The 21729-nt window shown below is 69.6% G+C and carries 17 protein-coding genes; 13 read left to right on the forward strand and 4 right to left on the reverse strand.

Going from position 1 to position 21729, the window contains the following annotated elements:
- Positions 1-21: 21 nt before the first annotated feature.
- The 4 genes from OG611_RS30940 to OG611_RS30955 are packed head-to-tail and all read left to right on the forward strand — an operon-like array spanning position 22 to position 6709.
- Positions 22-1911: an IucA/IucC family siderophore biosynthesis protein gene (locus tag OG611_RS30940; protein ID WP_266427666.1), complete on the forward strand. Its 1890-nt coding sequence runs from the start codon at positions 22-24 to the stop codon at positions 1909-1911.
- Positions 1912-1955: 44 nt separating this feature from the next.
- Positions 1956-2726 carry a GNAT family N-acetyltransferase gene (locus OG611_RS30945; RefSeq protein ID WP_266427668.1) on the forward strand — a complete coding sequence of 257 codons (771 nt, stop codon included), beginning with the start codon at positions 1956-1958 and terminating at the stop codon, positions 2724-2726.
- 60 nt (positions 2727-2786) lie between these two features.
- Positions 2787-4700 (forward strand): IucA/IucC family siderophore biosynthesis protein, encoded by a 1914-nt coding sequence (locus OG611_RS30950; protein ID WP_266427671.1) that lies wholly within the window; start codon positions 2787-2789, stop codon positions 4698-4700.
- A gap of 38 nt (positions 4701-4738) precedes the next feature.
- Complete coding sequence (locus tag OG611_RS30955) at positions 4739-6709, forward strand: ATP-dependent DNA helicase (RefSeq protein WP_266427674.1); 1971 nt, start codon at positions 4739-4741, stop codon at positions 6707-6709.
- A gap of 82 nt (positions 6710-6791) precedes the next feature.
- On the opposite strand, the gene lexA is transcribed toward OG611_RS30955, so the two are convergent.
- Complete coding sequence (gene lexA / locus OG611_RS30960) at positions 6792-7586, reverse strand: transcriptional repressor LexA (RefSeq protein ID WP_072488421.1); 795 nt, start codon at positions 7584-7586, stop codon at positions 6792-6794.
- Between the two features lie 520 nt (positions 7587-8106).
- Here lexA and nrdR point away from each other — a divergent pair.
- From nrdR to OG611_RS30985, 5 genes are all read left to right on the forward strand, one after another.
- Entirely contained in the window at positions 8107-8619 is a 513-nt protein-coding gene (nrdR, locus tag OG611_RS30965) for a transcriptional regulator NrdR (protein WP_093898913.1), read from the forward strand.
- A 160-nt stretch (positions 8620-8779) separates the two neighbouring features.
- Positions 8780-11674, forward strand: a complete 2895-nt coding sequence (locus OG611_RS30970; protein ID WP_266427678.1) for a vitamin B12-dependent ribonucleotide reductase — start codon at positions 8780-8782, stop codon at positions 11672-11674.
- A 150-nt stretch (positions 11675-11824) separates the two neighbouring features.
- Positions 11825-12268: a helix-turn-helix transcriptional regulator gene (locus OG611_RS30975; RefSeq protein WP_266427680.1), complete on the forward strand. Its 444-nt coding sequence runs from the start codon at positions 11825-11827 to the stop codon at positions 12266-12268.
- Positions 12269-12278: 10 nt separating this feature from the next.
- Entirely contained in the window at positions 12279-12689 is a 411-nt protein-coding gene (locus OG611_RS30980; RefSeq protein WP_266427683.1) for a VOC family protein, read from the forward strand.
- 139 nt (positions 12690-12828) lie between these two features.
- Entirely contained in the window at positions 12829-15225 is a 2397-nt protein-coding gene (locus OG611_RS30985) for an excinuclease ABC subunit UvrA (RefSeq protein ID WP_266427686.1), read from the forward strand.
- A gap of 130 nt (positions 15226-15355) precedes the next feature.
- On the opposite strand, the gene OG611_RS30990 is transcribed toward OG611_RS30985, so the two are convergent.
- The gene (locus tag OG611_RS30990) at positions 15356-15892 is read right to left on the reverse strand and encodes a TerD family protein (RefSeq protein WP_266427689.1); all 537 of its coding nucleotides are present in this window, start codon (positions 15890-15892) and stop codon (positions 15356-15358) included.
- Positions 15893-16054: 162 nt separating this feature from the next.
- On the reverse strand, positions 16055-17002 hold the full coding sequence (locus OG611_RS30995) for a DUF1152 domain-containing protein (RefSeq protein WP_266431331.1): 948 nt from the start codon (positions 17000-17002) through the stop codon (positions 16055-16057).
- Positions 17003-17091: 89 nt separating this feature from the next.
- Between OG611_RS30995 and OG611_RS31000 the strand changes: the two genes are divergently transcribed.
- Complete coding sequence (locus OG611_RS31000; RefSeq protein ID WP_266427691.1) at positions 17092-17697, forward strand: YdbC family protein; 606 nt, start codon at positions 17092-17094, stop codon at positions 17695-17697.
- A gap of 59 nt (positions 17698-17756) precedes the next feature.
- Here the strand turns inward: OG611_RS31000 and OG611_RS31005 are convergent, their stop codons facing one another.
- A complete protein-coding gene (locus tag OG611_RS31005; RefSeq protein WP_266427694.1) occupies positions 17757-18416 on the reverse strand; it encodes a TetR/AcrR family transcriptional regulator in 660 nt (219 codons plus the stop codon).
- A gap of 83 nt (positions 18417-18499) precedes the next feature.
- On the opposite strand from OG611_RS31005, the gene OG611_RS31010 reads away from it, so the two are divergent.
- Genes OG611_RS31010 through OG611_RS31020 form a run of 3 tightly spaced genes read left to right on the forward strand, consistent with a single transcriptional unit; the run spans position 18500 to position 21710 of the window.
- Complete coding sequence (locus OG611_RS31010) at positions 18500-20110, forward strand: ABC-F family ATP-binding cassette domain-containing protein (protein WP_266427696.1); 1611 nt, start codon at positions 18500-18502, stop codon at positions 20108-20110.
- A gap of 25 nt (positions 20111-20135) precedes the next feature.
- Positions 20136-20795: a histidine phosphatase family protein gene (locus OG611_RS31015; RefSeq protein WP_266427699.1), complete on the forward strand. Its 660-nt coding sequence runs from the start codon at positions 20136-20138 to the stop codon at positions 20793-20795.
- 12 nt (positions 20796-20807) lie between these two features.
- Positions 20808-21710, forward strand: coding sequence for an ADP-ribosylglycohydrolase family protein (locus OG611_RS31020; RefSeq protein WP_266427701.1), 903 nt, complete (start codon positions 20808-20810; stop codon positions 21708-21710).
- Positions 21711-21729: the final 19 nt, after the last annotated feature.

Raw genomic sequence — 21729 nt, forward strand, 5'->3', positions numbered from 1 at the left:
ACCCTCACGAGAAAGACCGCCGTGAACCCCACCCCCGCGCCCCAGGCCGACGGCTCTCCCCCCATCCAGCAGCGAGGACAGGCCGGGCTCACCGGCCACCTCGTCGCCGAGCAGTCCACCGTGCCGCGCCAGATGACGGCACCGCCCGACGAGTGGTGCACCCCGAAGTCCGCGCTCACCACCGGGGCACCGGCCGACCCGCTCGACCACCCGGACCCGCTGCAGGCCGCCGACACGGCGGGCGCGGAGAATCTGCTGCGCTGCTGGGTCCGGGAAACCAACCTGCCCGAGCCGGACGGGCACACACTCCGCGTCCCCCTCCCCGCCAGCGGAACGGCCCTGCTCGTCCCCGTCCTCCACTGGTCGGTCACCGGCTGGCACCGTTTCGGCCCGCCCGCCCTGGAGGGGGCACCCGAAGGAGCACCCTCCGCCGACGCCGTCACGATCGCCGCTCTCCTGGGCCGCGAGACCGACCGCGACCCGGGGGCCGACATGGTGGCCCGGGTGGCCGACTCGGTACGGCGAACCGCCGGCTTCATCGCCGAGCGGCGCCGCACTCCCCACGCCCCGGCCGAGGCGGATCTCTTCCTCACCGCGGAGCAGTCGCTTCTGCTCGGGCACCCGCTCCACCCCACCCCCAAGAGCCGAGAAGGGCTCTCCGACGCCGAATCCCGCCTCTACTCGCCCGAGTCGCACGGCTCCTTCCCGCTGCACTGGATGGCCGCCGACCGGTCCGTACTGGCCACCGACTCCGCCTGGACCGACGGAGGCCGTCCCGTGCCGGCCACGGAGCTGGTCACCCGCCATGCCGAGGGGCTGCGCCTCCCCGAGAACACCGCACCGATTCCGCTCCACCCCTGGCAGGCCCGCGAACTCGCCCACCGCCCCGAGGTGGCCGCCCTGCTCGACGCCGGGCTCCTCCACGACCTGGGACCGCACGGCAGGCGCTGGCACCCCACCTCCTCCGTCCGTACCGTGCACCGGCCCGGTGCCGAGGTCATGCTCAAGCTCTCCCTCGGCGTACGCATCACCAACTCCCGCCGGGAGAACCTTCGCAAGGAACTGCACCGCGGAGTGGAGGTCCACCGGCTGCTCCGCAGCGGGCTCGCCACACAGTGGCACGCCGCCCATCCGGGCTTCGACATCGTCCGCGACCCCGCCTGGCTCGCCGTGGACGGCCCGGACGGCGAACCCGTCCAGGGCCTCGACGTGATGCTTCGCCACAACCCGTTCGGGCCGCACGACGACGCGGTCTGCATCGCGGCCCTGACCGCCCCGCGCCCATGGCCGGGCAGGACGGGCATGCACTCGCGCCTCGTCGAGATCGTCCACTCCCTGGCCGCCGTCACCGGACGAACCGTGCGCGCGGTCGCGGCCGAGTGGTTCCTGCGCTACCTGCACCGCGTCGTGGGCCCGGTGCTCTGGCTCGACGGCCACGCAGGCGTGGCCCTCGAAGCACACCAGCAGAACACCCTGGTGCTGCTCGACCCCCAGGGATGGCCGGTCGGCGGCCGATACCGCGACAACCAGGGCTACTACTTCCGCGAGTCCCACCGCGCGGCGCTGGAGCGCAGGCTCCCCGGCATCGGATCGGCCAGCGACACCTTCGTCTCCGACGCGGTCACCGACGAACGCTTCGCCTACTACCTCGGCATCAACCATGTGTTCGGCCTGATCGGGGCGTTCGGCGCCCAGCGTCTCGCCGACGAACGCGTACTCATCGCGGCCTTCCGTCGATTCCTCGGCTCGGCCGCCGCCCTGGGCTCCCCGCTCCCCGCGCACCTGCTGGAAAAGCCCGAGCTACGGTGCAAGGCCAACCTGCTGACCCGGATGCACGGCCTGGACGAGCTCGTCGGCCCCGTCGACACCCAGTCCGTCTACGTCACCATCGCCAACCCCCTGTACGCCTGAGGGAACATCACCACCGCCTGAACCGCCGAGAGGAGAGCGACACCGTGGCTCCAGCCGATGCGCACACCGACGCCGTTACCGGTCCTGCCCCACCGGCCGACACAGGTGCCGAGGACACCCTGGACCTGGAGCTCTCCGAGGAACTCCTCGCCCTGTTCGGGGAAGACCCCCCGGGCGCCACGGGCACCACGGGCGACGCGGGCCGGGCAGGTACGCAGCCGACGGCGAGCAGGGCGGCCTCCTCCGACCTGCTCGACCATCCGGCCGACTGGGGACCGGTCACCACCCCGGCCGGAGTCCTCCAACTCGTCCCCGTGCGGCTGGAACGCGATCTCGCCGTACTGAGCCGCTGGATGAACGACCCCGCCGTCGCGGCCTTCTGGGAACTCGCCGGACCAGAAGCGGTCACAGCCGCCCATCTGCGTACTCAACTCGACGGCGACGGACGCAGCGTCCCCTGCCTCGGCGTGCTGGCGGGCATTCCCATGAGCTACTGGGAGATCTACCGCGCGGATCTCGACCCGCTGGCACGCCACTACCCGGCCCGTCCGCACGACACCGGCATCCACCTGCTCATCGGTGGTGTGAACAACCGCGGGCGCGGCGTCGGAACCACTCTGCTGCGGGCCGTCGCCGATCTCGTACTCGACAACCGCCCCCGGTGCGCGCGGGTGGTCGCGGAACCCGATCTGCGTAACACCCCGTCCGTCTCCGCCTTTCTGAGTGCCGGCTTCCGCTTCTCCGCGGAACTCGAACTCCCCGACAAACGAGCCGCCCTGATGGTCCGCGACCGAACTCATCGTGCCCAGCTGTGAACGAACCGCTGCACAACTCACACCGCTCGAAACCCATCGGTTCCGTCCCGAGGAGTCCCCGTGCCGAAATATCCCGCGAGCCATGATTCGGCGCAGTCCGCCGAGTTGCTCAGCACGCCAGAACTGAACCGGACGGTCTGGGACGGAGCCGCCGCCCGACTGCTCGCGAAGATGCTCGGTCAATTCGCCTACGAGAAAGTCATCGAGCCGTCCGCGCAGGCAGGCGGCGATACGTACACCCTCGGCCTCGACGACGGCGGAACCCTCGGCTTCAGGGCCCGGCGGGGCGTGTACGGAAGCTGGCACATCGCCCCGGACTCGATCCTGGAGACGCCGGGGAACACTCCCGGGACGCCGGCCGGCGCGGAGCCCGACGGCTGCCGGGGCCCCGCCACCGGGCCGCCCGGCGACCGGAGCACCGACCCCGTCCCCTTCCGCGATCCGCTCCAGTTCCTCGTGCGCGCCCGCCGGCTCCTCGACATCGACGGCGCCACCCTCGGCCACCTCATCCGTGAGATCACCACCACCCTCACCGCCGACGCCCGGCTCGACCACACCGCCCTCACCGCGGCCCGACTGGCCGACCTCGACTACGCCGAGCTGGAAGGGCACCAGACCGGTCACCCCTGGCTCGTCGCCAACAAGGGCCGCCTCGGCTTCTCCGCCACCGACGCCTCGCGCTACACCCCCGAGGCCCGCACGCCCCTCACGCTGCCGTGGATCGCGGTCTCCACGAGGATCGCCGCCTACCGCGGAGTGGCCGGCCTGGCCGGACCGGACCAGCTGTACGCACAGGAACTCGACCCGTCGGTCCGTGATTCCTTCGCCGCCGTGCTCCGTACCCGCGGCCTCGATGCCGACAGCTACCTCTTCCTTCCCGTACACCCCTGGCAGTGGGACGAATGGATCGTTCCGGTCTTCGCCCCCGCCATCGCCGCCGGTGACATCGTTCCGCTGCACGCCGACGCGGATCTCAGGCTGGCTCAGCAGTCCATCCGCACTTTCAGCAACGTGGCCCGCCCCGACCGGCACACCGTCAAACTGCCCCTGTCGATCCTCAACACACTGGTCTGGCGAGGACTGCCGACCGAACGCACCCTCGCGGCCCCCGCCGTCACCGCCTGGGTCCACGGCCTGCGCGACGGGGACGCCTTTCTGCGTGACACCTGCGGGGTCATCCTGCTCGGCGAGGTGGCCTCGGTGGCGGTCGAGCACCCGCTCTACGACCACCTTCCCGAGGCCCCGTACCAGTTCAAGGAGATCCTCGGTGCGATCTGGCGCGAGCCCCTCCAGCCCCGGCTCGCGCCCGGTGAGCGGGCCCGGACCCTCGCCTCGCTGCTCCACACCGATCCGCAGGGCCGCGCCTTCACCGCCGAGCTCGTCGCCCGCTCCGGGCTGACGCCCACCACCTGGCTGACCCGCCTCTTCGCCGCCCTGCTGCCGCCGCTGCTGCACTTCCTCTACCGCTACGGCACGGTGTTCTCCCCGCACGGCGAGAACGCCATCGTGGTCTTCGACGACCAGGACGTACCGGTGCGACTGGCGATCAAGGACTTCGTCGACGACGTGAACATCAGCGCCCGGCCGCTGCCGGAGCACGAGTCGATGCCCGAGGACGTACGCCGCACCCTGCTCACCGAGGAACCCTCCTTCCTCACCCAGTTCATCCACTCCGGACTGTTCATCGGTGTGTTCCGCTTCCTGTCCCCGCTGTGCGAGGAACAGCTGGGCGTTCCGGAGGCCGATTTCTGGTCACTCGTGCGGGCCGAGATCCTGCGCCACCACGCCCGCTTCCCGGAGCTCAAGGAGCGGTTCGAGATGTTCGACCTGCTGACACCCTGCATCGAACGCCTCTGTCTGAACCGCAACCGCCTGCATGTCGACGGATACCGGGACCGCCCCCAGCGCCCGCACGCGGCCATCCACGGGACCGTTCCCAACCCGCTCCACCCCTCCGCCGGAGTCCGGGAGTGACCGGTGTTGTCAGTGGGGACCCGTACGCTGGTCGGGCTATGACGAAGCCATCCCTTCCCGAGCTCCTGCACGCCGCCGTGACCGCCGTCGGCGGTACGGAACGACCCGGCCAGGCCGCCATGGCCGGGGCCGTCGCCGAGGCCGTCGACGACAATTCCCATCTGCTCGTCCAGGCCGGTACCGGCACGGGCAAGTCCCTCGGCTACCTGGTGCCCGCGCTGGCGCACGGGGAGCGGGTCGTGGTGGCCACGGCGACGCTGGCGCTGCAGCGCCAGCTGGTGGAGCGCGACCTTCCGCGCACGGTCGACGCCCTGCACCCGCTGCTGCGTCGGCGCCCCCAGTTCGCCATGCTCAAGGGCCGGTCGAACTACCTCTGTCTGCACCGGCTCCATGAGGGAGTGCCGCAGGAAGAGGAGGAGGGGCTCTTCGACCAGTTCGAGGCCGCCGCCCCGTCGAGCAAGCTCGGCCAGGATCTGCTCCGGCTCCGGGACTGGTCCGACGAGACCGAGTCCGGTGATCGCGACGACCTCACCCCGGGGGTCTCCGACCGTGCCTGGGCGCAGGTCTCCGTCTCGTCCCGCGAATGCCTGGGCGCCAGCAAGTGCGCGTACGGCGCGGAATGCTTCGCCGAGCTGGCACGTGAGCGGGCCAAGCTCGCCGATGTCGTCGTCACCAATCACGCCCTCCTCGCCATCGACGCCATCGAGGGCGCCCCGGTGCTCCCGCAGCACGAGGTGCTGATCGTAGACGAGGCCCATGAGCTGGTCTCCAGGGTCACCGGGGTGGCCACCGGCGAGCTCACCCCCGGCCAGGTCAACCGCGCGGTGCGCCGCGCGGCGAAGCTGGTCAACGAGAAGGCCGCCGACGCGCTGCAGACCGCGTCGGAGGGGTTCGAGCGCGTCATGGAGCTGGCGCTTCCCGGCCGCCTGGAAGAGGTCCCCGAGGACCTCGGCTACGCGCTGCTGGCGCTGCGCGACGCCGCGCGCACGGTGATCTCGGCCCTGGGAGCCACCCGGGACAAGTCCGTCCAGGACGAGGACGCCGTCCGCAAGCAGGCCCTGGCGTCGGTGGAGACGATCCACGGTGTCGCCGAGCGCATCACCCAGGGCTCGGAGTACGACGTGGTCTGGTACGAGCGCCATGACCGTTTCGGCGCGTCCGTACGGGTCGCACCGCTCTCCGTCTCGGGGCTGCTGCGCGAGAAGCTCTTCACCGAGCGGTCCGTAGTCCTGACCTCGGCCACGCTCAAGCTCGGCGGGGACTTCAACGGGGTGGGGGCCTCGCTCGGCCTGGCTCCCGAAGGCACTGCGGGCGACGACATCCCGCAGTGGAAGGGACTCGATGTCGGCTCGCCGTTCGACTACCCGAAGCAGGGCATCCTGTATGTCGCCCGGCATCTGGCCACGCCGGGGCGGGAGAGTTCCCGCACCGACATGCTGGACGAGCTCGCCGAACTGATGGAGGCGGCGGGCGGGCGCACCCTCGGGTTGTTCTCCTCCATGCGGGCGGCCCAGGCCGCCGCGGAGGAGCTGCGGGGTCGGCTGGACAAGCCGATCCTGCTGCAGGGCGAGGAGACGCTCGGCGAGCTGATCAAGAATTTCGCGGCCGACCCCGAGACCTGCCTCTTCGGCACGCTGTCGCTCTGGCAGGGCGTCGATGTGCCGGGGGCCAGCTGCCAGCTGGTGGTCATGGACCGCATCCCGTTCCCGCGTCCCGACGATCCGCTGATGAGCGCGCGCCAGAAGGCGGTCGAGGAGGCGGGAGGCAACGGGTTCATGGCCGTCGCGGCGACGCATGCCGCGCTGCTGATGGCCCAGGGGGCCGGCCGGCTCGTCCGGGCCACGGGCGACAAGGGCGTGGTCGCGGTACTCGATCCGCGCCTGGCCAACGCCCGGTACGGCAGCTATCTGCGGGCCTCGCTGCCCGACTTCTGGTACACCACCGACCGTAACCAGGTGCGCCGCTCGCTCGCGGCGATCGACGCGGTGGCCAAGGCCGACGGCAAGTAGTCCGCTTCGGGTGCCCGGAGGCATGGGCAGGGCCCCGGGATCGGCGCAGTGGATCCCGGGGCCCGGTCGGAACCGGCGAGCTTCACACCCGCCGCAGTACTGCCACCACCTTGCCGAGGATCGTCGCCTCGTCGCCCGGGATCGGCTGGTACGCGGAGTTGTGCGGGAGGAGCCACACATGGCCGTCCTCCCGCTTGAAGCGCTTGACCGTCGCCTCGCCGTCAAGCATGGCTGCCACGATGTCGCCGTTCTCCGCGACGGGCTGGCGGCGCACGGTGACCCAGTCGCCGTCGCAGATCGCCGCCTCGATCATCGAGTCACCGACGACCTTGAGCACGAACAACTCGCCGTCACCGACGAGCTGGCGGGGGAGGGGGAAGACGTCCTCGACCGACTCCTCGGCGAGGATCGGGCCACCGGCCGCGATCCGGCCGACCAGCGGAACATACGATGCCGCGGGCTTGCCGGTCGTATCGGTGGGCTGCGAACTGGGCTGGTCCGAACCACGGACCTCGTACGCCCGCGGGCGGTGGGGGTCGCGGCGCAGGAAACCCTTCCGCTCCAGGGCCATCAGCTGATGGGCGACGGAGGACGTGCTGGACAGGCCGACCGCCTGACCGATCTCCCGCATCGAGGGCGGGTAACCACGCCGCTGCACGGAATCCCGGATCACCTCGATCACGCGCCGCTGCCGGTCCGTGAGCCCCGAGCTGTCCGCCCGGATTCCAGGAGGTCGGCCGGGCAATGAGCGCGCCGGGCGCGCGGGCTCTGGCCCCTCCATGTTCGTGACTGAGTCATTCATGGCATGCACCGGCTCGAATCGGCTCTGGGAGCGGTCCTGGGCAGTGATGGTGGCACTGTCTGCGGTGGTGGTCACGTCGGCCCCTCTCGAATGGTCTCCCTAGCTGGACAACGGTAGTAGCTTTCGAAAGGTTGCGCCAAACACACGTTCGAGTGAAAAACGAATAAAAGTCTGCCGTGTGTTCTCTGTCAGGTGTATGTGCGATGACCGAGGGGCCAGGACTCCCTTGCGGGTCGACCCGCAATTCGGGCTATTACGGTAGCGGCCACCGGTGCGGCGCCGCCACGCGGGTGGCTGTCGGGTCGCTGTCCGGGTCCGACAGCGGGAGCCCCGCAATCCTGGCCGCCGCGCGGTTCCCGTAACCTCGTACGCGGCCTTGGGCTGCCTGCCGGTCGCTCGTGATGCGCGACACGCGGTAGGGCCGAATGCGCGGCCAAACCCAAGATCTAGTGGTTGGATTGTTCCAGCCACCCAGAAGTTGTGGTCCCCGGTCCGCCGAGGATGTGGCCATCGCCTATGCTTGTGACAGCTTCCAGGGGCCCCGACAGGCCCTGAGGAGGCTATTCAGTCGTGCTGTGAAGGAGGGTTGGGAGCCATGCACTGCCCCTTCTGCAGGCACCCCGACAGCCGGGTCGTCGACAGTCGAACCACCGACGACGGCACGTCGATCCGACGCCGCCGCCAGTGCCCCGACTGCTCCCGCCGTTTCACGACGGTGGAGACCTGCTCGCTGATGGTGGTGAAGCGCAGTGGCGTGACCGAACCCTTCAGCCGTACCAAGGTCATCTCCGGCGTGCGCAAGGCGTGCCAGGGCCGGCCGGTCACCGAGGACGCCCTCGCCAAGCTCGGCCAGCGGGTCGAGGAGGCGGTGCGTGCCACCGGCAGTGCCGAGCTGACCACCCATGACGTGGGTCTGGCCATCCTCGGCCCCTTGCAGGAACTCGACCTCGTCGCGTACCTGCGGTTCGCGTCCGTGTACCGGGCGTTCGACACACTCGAAGACTTCGAGGCCGCCATCGCGGAACTCCGTGAGCGGCGGCCTCCCGTGGAGGAACGCGGGAGGGGCGAGACCCTTGAGGTCCCCGTTCCCGCCGTCGCCGCCGACTGATCGGCGCCGGCCGGTCGACACGGTTCCGTGGATCGGTGGCAAGGCGGCTTCATAGACCTGCTCCGGGCGCTCTGCGTGGCGTCCGAGGCATCAGAGACAGACTGTGCCCCGGGAAGTTCTGGGCACTTCAGGGTGTTTTTGCCCACATATGGGAGGCGGCATGACAGAGACGGCGAGCGGCCCGGCACGAGGTTCCCGAACCAAGGGAGCCAAGTCGAGCAAGGGTCTGCGTATCGAGCGCATCCACACCACCCCCGGCGTACATCCGTACGACGAGGTGGCGTGGGAGCGCCGTGACGTCGTCATGACCAACTGGCGCGACGGCTCGATCAACTTCGAGCAGCGTGGCGTCGAGTTCCCCGACTTCTGGTCGGTGAACGCGGTCAACATCGTCACCAGCAAGTACTTCCGGGGGGCCGTCGGCACCCCGCAGCGCGAGACCGGTCTGCGACAGCTCATCGACCGGATCGTGAAGACGTACCGCAAGGCCGGCGAGGACCACGGCTACTTCGCCTCTCCCGCGGATGCCGAGATCTTCGAGCACGAGCTTGCGTACGCCCTCCTGCACCAGATCTTCAGCTTCAACTCGCCGGTCTGGTTCAACGTCGGAACGCCCCAGCCGCAGCAGGTCTCCGCCTGCTTCATCCTGGCCGTCGACGACTCGATGGAGTCGATCCTCGACTGGTACAAGGAAGAGGGCATGATCTTCAAGGGCGGCTCCGGCGCCGGCCTGAACCTCTCCCGCATCCGCTCCTCCAAGGAGCTGCTGTCCTCCGGCGGCAACGCCTCCGGCCCGGTGTCCTTCATGCGCGGTGCCGACGCCTCCGCCGGAACGATCAAGTCCGGTGGCGCCACCCGGCGCGCGGCCAAGATGGTCATCCTCGACGTCGACCACCCCGACATCGAGAACTTCATCGAGACCAAGGTGAAGGAAGAGGAGAAGATCCGCGCCCTGCGCGACGCGGGCTTCGACATGGACCTGGGCGGCGACGACATCACGTCCGTCCAGTACCAGAACGCCAACAACTCGGTCCGTGTGAACGACGAGTTCATGAAGGCCGTCGAGTCCGGCGGCAAGTTCGGGCTGCGTGCCCGCATGACCGGTGACGTCATCGAAGAGGTCGAGGCCAAGTCCCTCTTCCGCAAGATGGCCGAGGCCGCCTGGGCGTGCGCCGACCCGGGCATCCAGTACGACGACACCATCAACGCCTGGCACACCTGCCCGGAGTCCGGCCGGATCAACGGCTCGAACCCCTGCTCCGAGTACATGCACCTGGACAACACCTCGTGCAACCTCGCCTCGCTGAACCTCATGAAGTTCCTCAAGGACGACGGCAAGGGCAACCAGTCCTTCGAGTCCGAGCGCTTCGCCAAGGTCGTCGAGCTGGTCATCACCGCGATGGACATCTCGATCTGCTTCGCGGACTTCCCGACGCAGAAGATCGGCGAGAACACCCGCGCCTTCCGCCAGCTCGGCATCGGCTATGCCAACCTCGGCGCCCTGCTGATGGCGACCGGTCACGCCTACGACAGCGACGGCGGCCGCGCCCTCGCCGGCGCCATCACCTCGCTGATGACCGGCACCTCGTACAAGCGCTCCGCCGAGCTCGCCGCGGTCGTCGGCCCGTACGACGGCTACGCCCGCAACGCCGAGCCGCACCAGCGCGTCATGAAGCAGCACTCCGACGCCAACGCCGCGGCCGTCCACATGGACGACCTGGACAACCCGATCTGGGCCGCCGCGACGGAGGCCTGGCAGGACGTCATCCGACTCGGCGCGAAGAACGGTTTCCGCAACGCGCAGGCCTCGGTCATCGCGCCCACCGGCACCATCGGTCTCGCGATGTCCTGCGACACCACCGGTCTCGAGCCCGACCTCGCCCTGGTCAAGTTCAAGAAGCTGGTCGGCGGCGGCTCGATGCAGATCGTCAACGGCACCGTCCCGCAGGCCCTGCGCCGCCTGGGCTACCAGGAGGAGCAGATCGAGGCGGTCGTCGCCCACATCGCCGAGCACGGCAATGTGATCGACGCCCCCGGTCTGAAGACCGAGCACTACGAGGTCTTCGACTGCGCGATGGGCGAGCGTTCCATCTCCGCGATGGGTCACGTGCGCATGATGGCCGCGATCCAGCCGTGGATCTCCGGCGCGCTCTCCAAGACGGTGAACCTGCCGGAGACGGCCACCGTCGAGGACGTCGAAGAGGTCTACTTCGAGGCGTGGAAGATGGGCGTCAAGGCGCTCGCGATCTACCGCGACAACTGCAAGGTCGGCCAGCCCCTCTCCGCGAAGACCAAGGAGAAGGAGAAGGAGGCGGTCACCGCCAAGGCCGAGGAGACCATCCGTACCGCGGTCGAGAAGGTCGTCGAGTACCGCCCGGTCCGCAAGCGTCTCCCCAAGGGGCGTCCCGGCATCACCACCTCCTTCACGGTGGGCGGCGCCGAGGGCTACATGACCGCCAACTCCTACCCGGACGACGGTCTCGGTGAGGTCTTCCTGAAGATGTCGAAGCAGGGCTCCACCCTCGCGGGCATGATGGACGCCTTCTCCATCGCCGTCTCGGTCGGCCTGCAGTACGGCGTCCCGCTGGAGACGTACGTCTCGAAGTTCACCAACATGCGCTTCGAGCCGGCCGGCATGACGGACGACCCGGACGTGCGGATGGCACAGTCGATCGTCGACTACATCTTCCGCCGCCTCGCGCTGGACTTCCTGCCCTTCGAGACCCGCTCGGCACTCGGTATCCATTCGGCCGAGGAGCGTCAGCGCCACCTCGACACGGGTTCGTACGAGCCCTCCATCGAGGACGAGGAGCTGGACATCGAGAGCCTGGCCCAGTCCGCCCCGGTGCGGACGGAGCCGCTGAAGGCGGTGGCCGCGGTGCAGGAGGCGGAGAAGCCCGCCCCTAAGACCGCGCACACCTCGGCGGAGCTCGTCGAGATGCAGCTGGGCATCAGCGCGGACGCGCCGCTCTGCTTCTCCTGCGGTACGAAGATGCAGCGCGCCGGCTCCTGCTACATCTGCGAGGGCTGCGGCTCGACCAGCGGTTGCAGCTGACAGGCTGCCCGATCGCAAGGTCCCGCATGATGTGCCCGGGTAGCTGAACCGCAGCTCAAGGAGGGCGTCGACTTCCGGTCGGCGCCCTCCGCGGTCGTACGGTCCCGGGCCGGCGCGCGACGGCCCTCGCGGTGTGGCACGATCTCGCGGGTGACCAGCAGACCCGATGAGGCTCAGCGCCTGCGCGACCTTGCGCGGTTGCGTCGTGTCCGTGACCGGATCGACCGGGAATTCGCGCAGCCACTGGATGTCGAGGCGCTCGCCCGTGGCGTGCACATGTCGGCAGGGCACCTGAGCCGTGCGTTCCGGCTGGCGTACGGCGAGTCGCCGTACGGATACCTGATGACGCGGCGCATCGAGCGGGCGATGGCGCTGTTGCGGCGTGGTGATCTCAGCGTCACCGAGGTCTGTTTCACGGTCGGTTGCTCGTCGCTGGGCACCTTCAGCACCCGCTTCACCGAGCTGGTGGGCATGCCGCCCAGCGCCTACCGGCGCGAGGCCGCGCGCGCCACGGTGGGGATGCCGTCGTGCGTGGCGAAGCAGGTGACCAGACCGATCAGGAATCGAGAAGCGCGGTCACAGGGCCAGGATTAGCGTGACGGCCATGGACATCACGATTCACTCGAGCTTCCTTCCGCACGAGGACCCGGACGCCTCTCTGGCCTTCTACCGCGACGTCCTGGGCTTCGAGATCCGCAACGACGTCGGGTTCGGCGGGCTGCGCTGGATCACGGTCGGCCCCGCCGGCCGGCCCGGCACGTCCATCGTCCTGCATCCGCCGGCCGCGGATCCCGGCGTCACGGAGGAGGAGCGGCGCACCCTCACCGAGATGATGGCCAAGGGCACCTACGCCATCATCACCCTGGCCACCGCCGACCTCGACGGCACCTTCGACCGCCTCCAGGCCGGCGGCGCCGAGGTCGTTCAGGAGCCGACCGAGCAGCCGTACGGGATTCGGGACTGCGCCTTCCGCGATCCCGCCGGCAATCTCATCCGCATCAACGAGGTGCGCTGAACCGTCCGGCGACCGCGGCCACGAGCCGCACCGACGACGCAGAACCGGACGTACCGCTCGGCGCCCGAGATGCCGAGCCGGGCGGCGCAGACGGCGACGGGGACCGCGAAGGCGGCTCCGCCCAACAGATGGAGACACGATGAGCATGGCCAAGAGGACGGACACGCGGTCGTCTGCGCCGCACGCTGCCGACAGCCACGACCTGATCCGCGTGCACGGCGCGCGCGTGAACAACCTCAAGGACGTCAGCATCGAGATCCCGAAGCGCCGGCTGACGGTGTTCACCGGCGTCTCCGGTTCGGGCAAGAGCTCGCTGGTGTTCGGCACCATCGCCGCGGAGTCGCAGCGGCTGATCAACGAGACGTACAGCGCCTTCGTGCAGGGCTTCATGCCGACCCTCGCGCGGCCCGAGGTCGACGTACTCGACGGTCTGACGACCGTGATCACCGTCGACCAGCAGCGCCTCGGTGCCGATCCCCGCTCCACGGTCGGCACCGCCACCGACGCCAACGCGATGCTGCGCATCCTCTTCAGCCGGCTGGGCAAGCCGCACATCGGCTCGCCCCAGGCATTCTCCTTCAACGTCGCCTCGGTCCAGGCGAGCGGTGCGTTCAAGGTCGACCGCGGTGCCGACCGGACCAAGACCGTCAAGCGGACCTTCACCCGCACCGGCGGCATGTGTACCCGCTGCGAAGGCCGGGGCACGGTCTCCGACATCGACCTCACCCAGCTCTACGACGACTCCAAGTCGATCGCCGAGGGCGCGTTCACCATCCCCGGCTGGAAGTCGGACAGCTTCTGGACCGTGCGGGTCTACGCCGAGTCCGGCCTCCTGGACCCGGACAAGCCGATCCGCAAGTTCACCAAGAAGGAGATGCAGGACTTCCTCTACCGGGAGCCGACCAAGGTGAAGGTCGAGGGCGTCAACCTCACCTACGAGGGACTGATTCCCAAGATCCAGAAGTCGTTCCTGTCCAAGGACAAGGAGGCGTTGCAGCCGCACATCCGGGAGTTCGTGGAGCGAGCGGTCACCTTCACCACCTGCCCCGAGTGCGACGGCAGCCGACTGAGCGAGGAAGCCCGCTCGTCGAAGATCAAGAAGCTGAGCATCGCCGACGCCTGCACGATGCAGATCAGCGACCTGGCCGAGTGGGTGCGCGGCCTCGACGATCCGTCGGTGGCTCCGCTGCTCGCCGCGTTGCAGCGGACCCTCGACTCGTTCGTGGAGATCGGTCTCGGCTACCTCTCGCTCGACCGGCCGTCGGGCACGCTGTCGGGCGGCGAGGCGCAGCGCGTCAAGATGATCCGCCACCTCGGCTCCTCGCTCACCGACGTCACCTATGTCTTCGACGAGCCCACCATCGGTCTGCACCCCCATGACATCCAGCGGATGAACGACCTGCTGCTGCGGCTGCGGGACAAGGGCAACACGGTGCTCGTCGTGGAGCACAAGCCGCAGACGATCGCCGTCGCCGACCATGTCGTCGACCTCGGCCCCGGCGCGGGTACGGCGGGCGGCGCCGTCTGCTTCGAGGGCACCGTCGAGGGGCTGCGGGCCGGCGACACCATCACCGGCCGCCATCTCGACGACCGGGCGGTCGTCAAGGAGACGGTGCGCGAGCCCATCGGGGCGCTGGAGATCCGCGGCGCGACGGCACACAACCTGCAGGGCGTCGACGTCGACGTCCCGCTCGGCGTGCTGACCGTCATCACCGGTGTCGCAGGCTCCGGCAAGAGCTCGCTCGTGCACCGGTCGATCCCTGCGGGCGCGGACGTGGTCTCGGTCGACCAGGGGGCCATCCGCGGGTCGCGGCGGAGCAATCCGGCAACGTACACCGGACTGCTCGACCCGATCCGCAAGGCGTTCGCGAAGGCTAACGGCGTGAAGCCGGCGCTGTTCAGCCCCAACTCCGAGGGCGCCTGCCCTACGTGCAACGGAGCCGGCGTCATCTACACCGATCTGGCGATGATGGCCGGCGTCGCCACCACCTGCGAGGAGTGCGAGGGGAAGCGGTTCGAGGCATCGGTGCTCGACTACCACCTCGGCGGCCGCGACATCAGCGAGGTGCTCGCGATGTCGGTGACCGAGGCCGAGGAGTTCTTCGGCGCCGGCGAGGCGCGCACACCGGCCGCACACAAGATCCTGGAGCGGCTCGCCGACGTCGGGCTCGGCTACCTCAGCCTCGGCCAGCCGCTCACCACGCTGTCCGGCGGCGAGCGGCAGCGGCTCAAGCTGGCGACGCACATGGCCGAGAAGGGCGGTGTGTACGTCCTCGACGAGCCGACCACCGGACTCCACCTCGCCGATGTCGAGCAACTGCTGGGCCTGCTGGACCGGCTCGTCGACTCCGGCAAGTCGGTCATCGTCGTCGAGCACCACCAGGCGGTCATGGCGCACGCCGACTGGATCATCGACCTGGGTCCGGGCGCCGGTCACGACGGCGGCAGGATCGTCTTCGAGGGCACCCCCGCCGACCTCGTCGCCGCCCGCTCCACCCTCACCGGCGAGCACCTCGCGGAGTACGTAGGGGCCTGACCCGGGCCTGCGCGATCCTCCGCCGCAGGCCGACCCGAAGGGGACCGACCGCGGGCCGGTCCCCTTCGTCGTGTCCGCCGTGCCGCGGCTCCGCGTCCGGGACGGGGAGCCGCGTGCCGCGACGTGTCAGTCACATGCCGGGCGCACGGCTTCCCATCGTCGCGGCGAACGAATCGGGGTCGCCGTCGAAGCCCCGGACCGTGCCGTGGAACTCCCAGGCCCCGGAGGCGCCCCGGACGAACTCGGCCACGGTTGCCGCGGTGGCCGCGCCGACCGCCGAGAAGTCGTCCTCCGCCAGGTTCGTGTAGCCCTCCCGGACCTGAACAGCGGTGTTCGCTATCTCGGCGAACGTCCTGCGGCCGTCGCGCTGCTGGATGGCGACCCCGACGACGACCCGGGTGTACGCGGTCGACAACCGGCTCAGTTCCAGAGTCATCTCCTCGTCGAAGCCGAGGCCCTGGCCGGTCCTGCTGTCGCGGTTGAGGGTGATGGTGCCGTCCGGCGAGCGGCTGTCGAAGTGCACGAGGTACGCGGGGCTGCCGTACGGCGCCTCGGCGAGGTAGGTCGCCGCGATGATGTCGAGGTCATGGGCCGGTGCGCCATGAGGGCTGGGATCCCATTTGAGTCTGACTTCGACCTTGTCTATGTCCTTGTTGGGCGTGCTCATCGGACTTGCCTCCCTGGCTTTCCGCTGGGCCGTCGGGCCGTTCACATCACCCGATCATGTCCGTAACCGACCGTGGATCCAACCGGCTTGGATTTCGGCGATGGAATCGGGCCATCGGTGTCCCGCGGCCGCACGGCTCCGTGGCCTCGTGGCCGCTTCGGTTCAGTGGGGTATGCGGCGCGGCGGTCGCTGCCGGACCTCGTCCCGGAAGAGCTCGATGGCGCTGCTGACCTGACGGATGAGATGGGTGTGCTCGATGCGGTCGAGATAGAGGCAGTTGCGGGCCACTCCGTCCAGTTCGAAGGCGAAGCAGAGCGTCATCAGAGGGTTGATGAACAGCTCGCTGCCACGGGTGCGCGAGGTGAACCGGACGTCCCCGAAGTCCCCCTGGACGGCGGCGGCGATCGACCCGTTCACGATGCTGGGGTGGTCGGGCGTGTGGTGCTGGGCGTGTGCCACGGCGTCGACGAAGAGCGCGCCCTCACGCGTCGTACGGGATACGGAGAACGCGCCGAGACAGGAACCGTCGCGTTCGAGCGCGGCGATGTTCTCCAGCACGAGGCCGTGGCTCACCCCGTGATACGCGTCGATGCCGAAGCCGATGGACACGACGAGGCGTTCCGGTACGTCGATCGCGGCGACGCTGGTCAGATCCTCCTCCGGTGTGCCGAGGCCGGATTCGTCGCCCCGCATCAGGATGTCCGTGCCGCCGTCGACCAGGACGACCGCGTCGATGTCGTACTTCTCGATCAATGCCCGGTAGGCGGCGCGCAGCGGTTGTACGCCCACCCGGGAGAAGGCGTGGACCGTGTGCGGATAGCCGTGCAGATCGAGCCACTGGGCGAGTGTCCGTTCCGGGAAGTACGCCTGGTGGAGGGCCGTTTCGGGGGTGATGGCGGCGACGTCCGGCGCGAGCCAGGAATCGAGGGGCAGCCCTTCGAGAGCGCTGAACGACAGATTGGCGAGCTGTACGTGCTTGCCCTGGTGGAACAGGGAGAGCGCGATGGGGAGTCCCGCGTAGATGTCGAAGCCGCCGCCGGCCCCTGCGACGAGGACACGTTCCGCGGATTCGAGCCGGGTGAACAGGGGGTTGGTGTGCAGCGAGACCATGGAGGCCATTCTGCTTTTCATGGCGGTCACTTCGGGCCTACTCCGTCCGAGCGTGACCCGTGACACGCCCGGCACCGTACGATGGCGCGGTGCTGGTCAAGTGGATTCGTTGCACCGTGGTGGACCGTCGAGGTTTTGAGCGGGGGCAGCGGAAGTGGGCGGGGCTGCTGGGCGAGCCCGGATTCAGGGGACAGGGCGGCGGGTGGAGCCGAGGGCGTCCGGACGTGGCGCACGTCTTCGCCTTCTGGGAGAACCGCGTCTTCTACGACTCGTTCATGGCGCGCGCGCACGACGGCCTGGCTGCCGCGCAGTCCGGTACGTACAGCGGTCTCCAGGTCAAGCTCTTCGAGCACCGTTTCGATGTGAAGACGGGCTTCGAGCCGCGCTTCACCGATGCGGATGTGGTCCGGGTGGCGCACAGCAGGGTGCGCGAGGACCGGGTGGAACACTTCGCGTTGATGCAGGAGAGGGTGTGGAATCCGGCGATGGCCGGTTCACCCGGCATGCTGCGGGGGGTGTTCGGGGAGGCACCGGGGCAGGAGTTCCTCGTGTTGTCGATGTGGCAGTCGAGTGCCGAGCGCGGCAAGTACCGGGCGGGGAGCATCGAGCGGCTGTCGCAACGGGCGCAGACCGAGGAGGACGTGGCGGAGCTGGCGGGAGACGTCGTGCAGTTGGAGCCGTCGTGGACGGTGTGACCGGCACGGCCGGACGGGTACGGCCCAGGCGATGAGCCGGGGGCGCTCCGGGCGGCCCATCAGATGGATTCGGCAGGGGAGTTGAAGACTCCGGCACGGGCGGCTGCCAGAGCCGCGTCGGCGGACTGGTCGGCCAGTGTCCCGTCGATGGGCTCGCGGGTGATGAACAGTCTGAGGAACAGGGGCGAGATCACGGCTCTGACGAGCGCTCCCGCGTCCGTGCGCCGGTCCAGCTCGTGCCGGGAGACGGCGCGCGCGACGATGACCGCGCAGCGGGCGAACCGCTGCGCGTAGAAGGCTTTCAGCGCGTCCGCGGCACGCTCGGACTGGAAGGCCGCGGCGACGAACGCGGTCGGTGCGGCCGCTGCGGCGGGGTCCTCGAAGGAGGCGGCCGTCGTCCGCGCCAGAGCGCGCAGATCTCCTTCCAGACTTCCGGTGTCGGGCGGGGTCCAGCTGTCCTCCCCGGCGAGGTCCAGGGCGTCCACGACGAGCCCTTCGAGGTTTCCCCAGCGGCGGTAGAGGGTCGTCTTGTGGATGCCGGAGTGCTCGGCGACGTACTCGACGGTGAGGCCCGGGTAGCCGTGCTCCACCAGGCCGGTGAGGACGGCATCACGGACCGCCGCGCGGGTCCGGGCGGTTCTGCCGCCCGGACGGCTCGTGCCGGGGGCGAACGGGGGCGTCGGCAGGTCGGTCTCCGGGGTGGCTCGCTGTCCAGTCAATTGCTACTCCAGTTGCATTAGTGAGCTCCAGTGTGCCACACTCGCCTTAATGCGACAATGATTGCGTTAGCCTGGAGGTGTCCTTGTCCACACAGATCTCGCTGCGCGGCGTGACCATGTCCCGTGGCGACAGGCTGTTGCTCGACGATGTCTCGCTGACCGTGCGCCCGGGTGAACGCATCGGGATCGTGGGGGAGAACGGCGCGGGGAAGACGACCCTGCTCCGGCTCCTCGCGGGGCTCGAACAGCCCGATTCCGGGAGCGTGTTCACGGTCGCCGACCGCGGCACCGGTCTGCTGCCCCAGACCCCGCGGCTGCCGCCCGAAAGCACGGTCCAGGACGCGATCGACGACGCGCTGGCGGAACTGCGCGCGGTGGAGCGGAAGTTGCGGGTGGCCGAGGCGGACCTCGCTGGGGCCGACGATGCCGCGCTCGCCGCCTACGGAGACCTTCTCGCCGAGTTCGAGTCGCGCGGGGGATACGAAGCGGACGCACGCGTCGACAAGGCGATGCACGGCCTCGGTCTCGCGCACACGGGGCCGGCCAGAAAGCTGGGCAGTCTCTCCGGCGGCGAGCAGGCGAGACTGGGTCTTGCCTGCCTGATCGCGGCGTGCCCCGAGGTGATGCTGCTCGACGAACCCACCAACCACCTGGACGGCACCGCGCTCGACTGGCTGGAGGGCGCGCTGCGGTCCCATCCCGGTACGGTGATCGCCGTGTCCCACGACCGGATCTTCCTGGAGCAGGTCGCCACCGCGGTGCTGGAGGTCGACGCCGACCGGCGGACGGTCGTGCGCCACGGCGGTGGCTACGCGGGATTCCTGGCCGAACAGCACGCCGCACGGCAACGCTGGGAGCAGTCCTACGCCCAGTGGTGCGAGGAAACCGGGCAACTGGAGGAGTACGCGGCGACCACCGCCCATGGCGTCGCCACCGGCCGCGCCATCAAGGACAACAACAAAATGGCGTACGACCGGGCTGCGGGCCGGGTCCAGGCCTCCGTGTCCGGTCGGGTCCGCAACGCACGCAAGCGACTGGAGCGGCTGAGGGCACGGCCCGTCCCCAGGCCGCCGGACCCCCTGCGCTTCGCCGCCCTGCCCACGGCCGGCGCGGCCGAGGGGGAGCTGGTTTCCCTGACGGACATACGGGTCGGCGGCAGACTCGCGGTCGACCGGCTCTCCGTGGCGGCGGCCGGCAGACTGCTGATCCACGGCGGAAACGGGGCGGGGAAGTCCACGCTGCTCCGAGTCATGGCGGGCTTGCTCGAACCGGACGCGGGCCGCGTGGTCCGGCGGGGCGGGATCGGCTACCTCGCGCAGGAGATACCGGCGCACCGCCCGGCGGAGTCCGTGCTCACGGCATTCGGCCGGGAGCTGCCGCTCACCGATGACGAGCAGGCGGAACTGCTGCTCTCGTACGGGCTGTTCCGCTCCCGGGACCTCCGGGTGCCGGTCGGATCGCTTTCGGCGGGGCAGCGCAGACGGCTCGCCCTCGCCCGTCTCCTGGCCCGGCCCGCGGATCTGCTGCTGCTCGACGAACCAGCCAACCACCTGGCACTCGGACTGGTGCAGGAGCTGGAGGAAGCGCTGGCCCACTGGCGGGGTGCGCTGGTCGTGGTCTCGCACGACCGGCTGCTGCGACGCCGCTTCGACGGCGACATCCGACGGATGGATTCCGGACAACTGCTCGAATGAGCCAAGGGCGATCTAGGGTCGGTACATGGCACGACCGCAACGCATTGTCCTCGTCCGGCACGGGGAGTCCGAGGGCAACGCCGACGACACGGTGTACGAACGTGAGCCGGACCATGCGCTGAGGCTCACCTCGACAGGGCTGAGACAGGCCAGGGAGACGGGAGTGCGGCTGCGCGAGTTGTTCGACGGCGAGCGGGTCAGCGTGTACGTCTCGCCCTACCGCCGTACCCACGAGACATTCAGGTCTCTCGGCCTGGACCTGGAGCGGGTGCGGGTGAGGGAGGAGCCGCGGCTGCGGGAGCAGGACTGGGGAAACTGGCAGGACCGTGACGACGTGCGGCTGCAGAAGGCGTACCGGGACGCGTACGGCCACTTCTTCTACCGCTTCGCGCAGGGGGAGTCGGGAGCCGATGTGTACGACAGGGTCGGGGCCTTCCTGGAGAGCCTGTACCGGAGTTTCGAGGCGCCCGACCATCCGAAGAACGTTCTGCTGGTCACGCACGGACTGACCATGCGTTTGTTCTGCATGCGCTGGTTCCACTGGTCGGTTGCCGAGTTCGAGTCGCTGTCCAATCCGGGCAACGGGGAGACCCGGACGCTGATACTCGGAGAGGACGGGCGCTACACCCTTGACCGGCCGTTCGAGCGCTGGCGTACCCCTGAGCCGTACGGCATCACCGGATAGAGTGGAGGGGCGATGACAACCGCTGACTCTGCCTCCGGCCAACGTTTCGAACGTGCCCTTGCCAGCCTGCGCGGGCTCTCCGTGGGAGACGCACTGGGCTCCCAGTTCTTTGTGCCCGTCAACTATCCGCTCCTGAAGCAGCGCGCACTTCCACCAGGTCCCTGGCAGTGGACGGACGACACCGAGATGGCGTGTTCGGTGCTGGCCGTGCTGCTGGAGCACGAACGGATCGACCAGGACGCGCTCGCCCGCTCCTTCGCCGACCACCATGACTTCGACCGGGGATACGGCCCCGCCGTGAACCGCCTGCTCAGGCTGGTCCGTGAAGGCGCTGACTGGCGGGAGCTGGCGTCCGCCCTGTTCAACGGCCAGGGCTCCTGGGGCAACGGCTCGGCGATGCGCATCGCCCCACTCGGCGCCTGGTACGCGGACGACCCGGAGCAGGCCACACACCAGGCCGAGATCTCCTCGTACACCACGCACCAGCACCGCGAGGCGGTCGTGGGCGCGATGGCCGTCGCGGCGGCTGCCGCACTGGCGGCGGCGACGGCCGGGCCGCCCACCCCGGCGGACCTGCTCGACGGCGTCATCGCGCTCGTGCCGCGCAGCGCCGTCGGTGCCGGACTGCGACGGGCACGCGACATGCTCGACTACGACGACGCCGGTACGGTCGCGGCGGTCCTCGGCAACGGCCGGCGTACCAGTGCACACGACACCGTTCCGTTCGCCCTCTGGTCGGCGGCGCGGAACCTCGGCGATTTCGAGCAGACCTTCTGGGTGACCGCCCAGGCCGGCGGAGACGTCGACACGACCTGCGCGATCGCCGGCGGGGTCGTCGCAGCGAGCAAGGCAGGCATGCCGCCGGTCGACTGGACGGCACGGACGGAGGAGCTGCCGGGCTGGCTCCCTCAGTAGGGCGGCAACACTCGCACCG

This window comes from Streptomyces sp. NBC_01363 (assembly GCF_026340595.1).
Classification (GTDB): domain Bacteria; phylum Actinomycetota; class Actinomycetes; order Streptomycetales; family Streptomycetaceae; genus Streptomyces.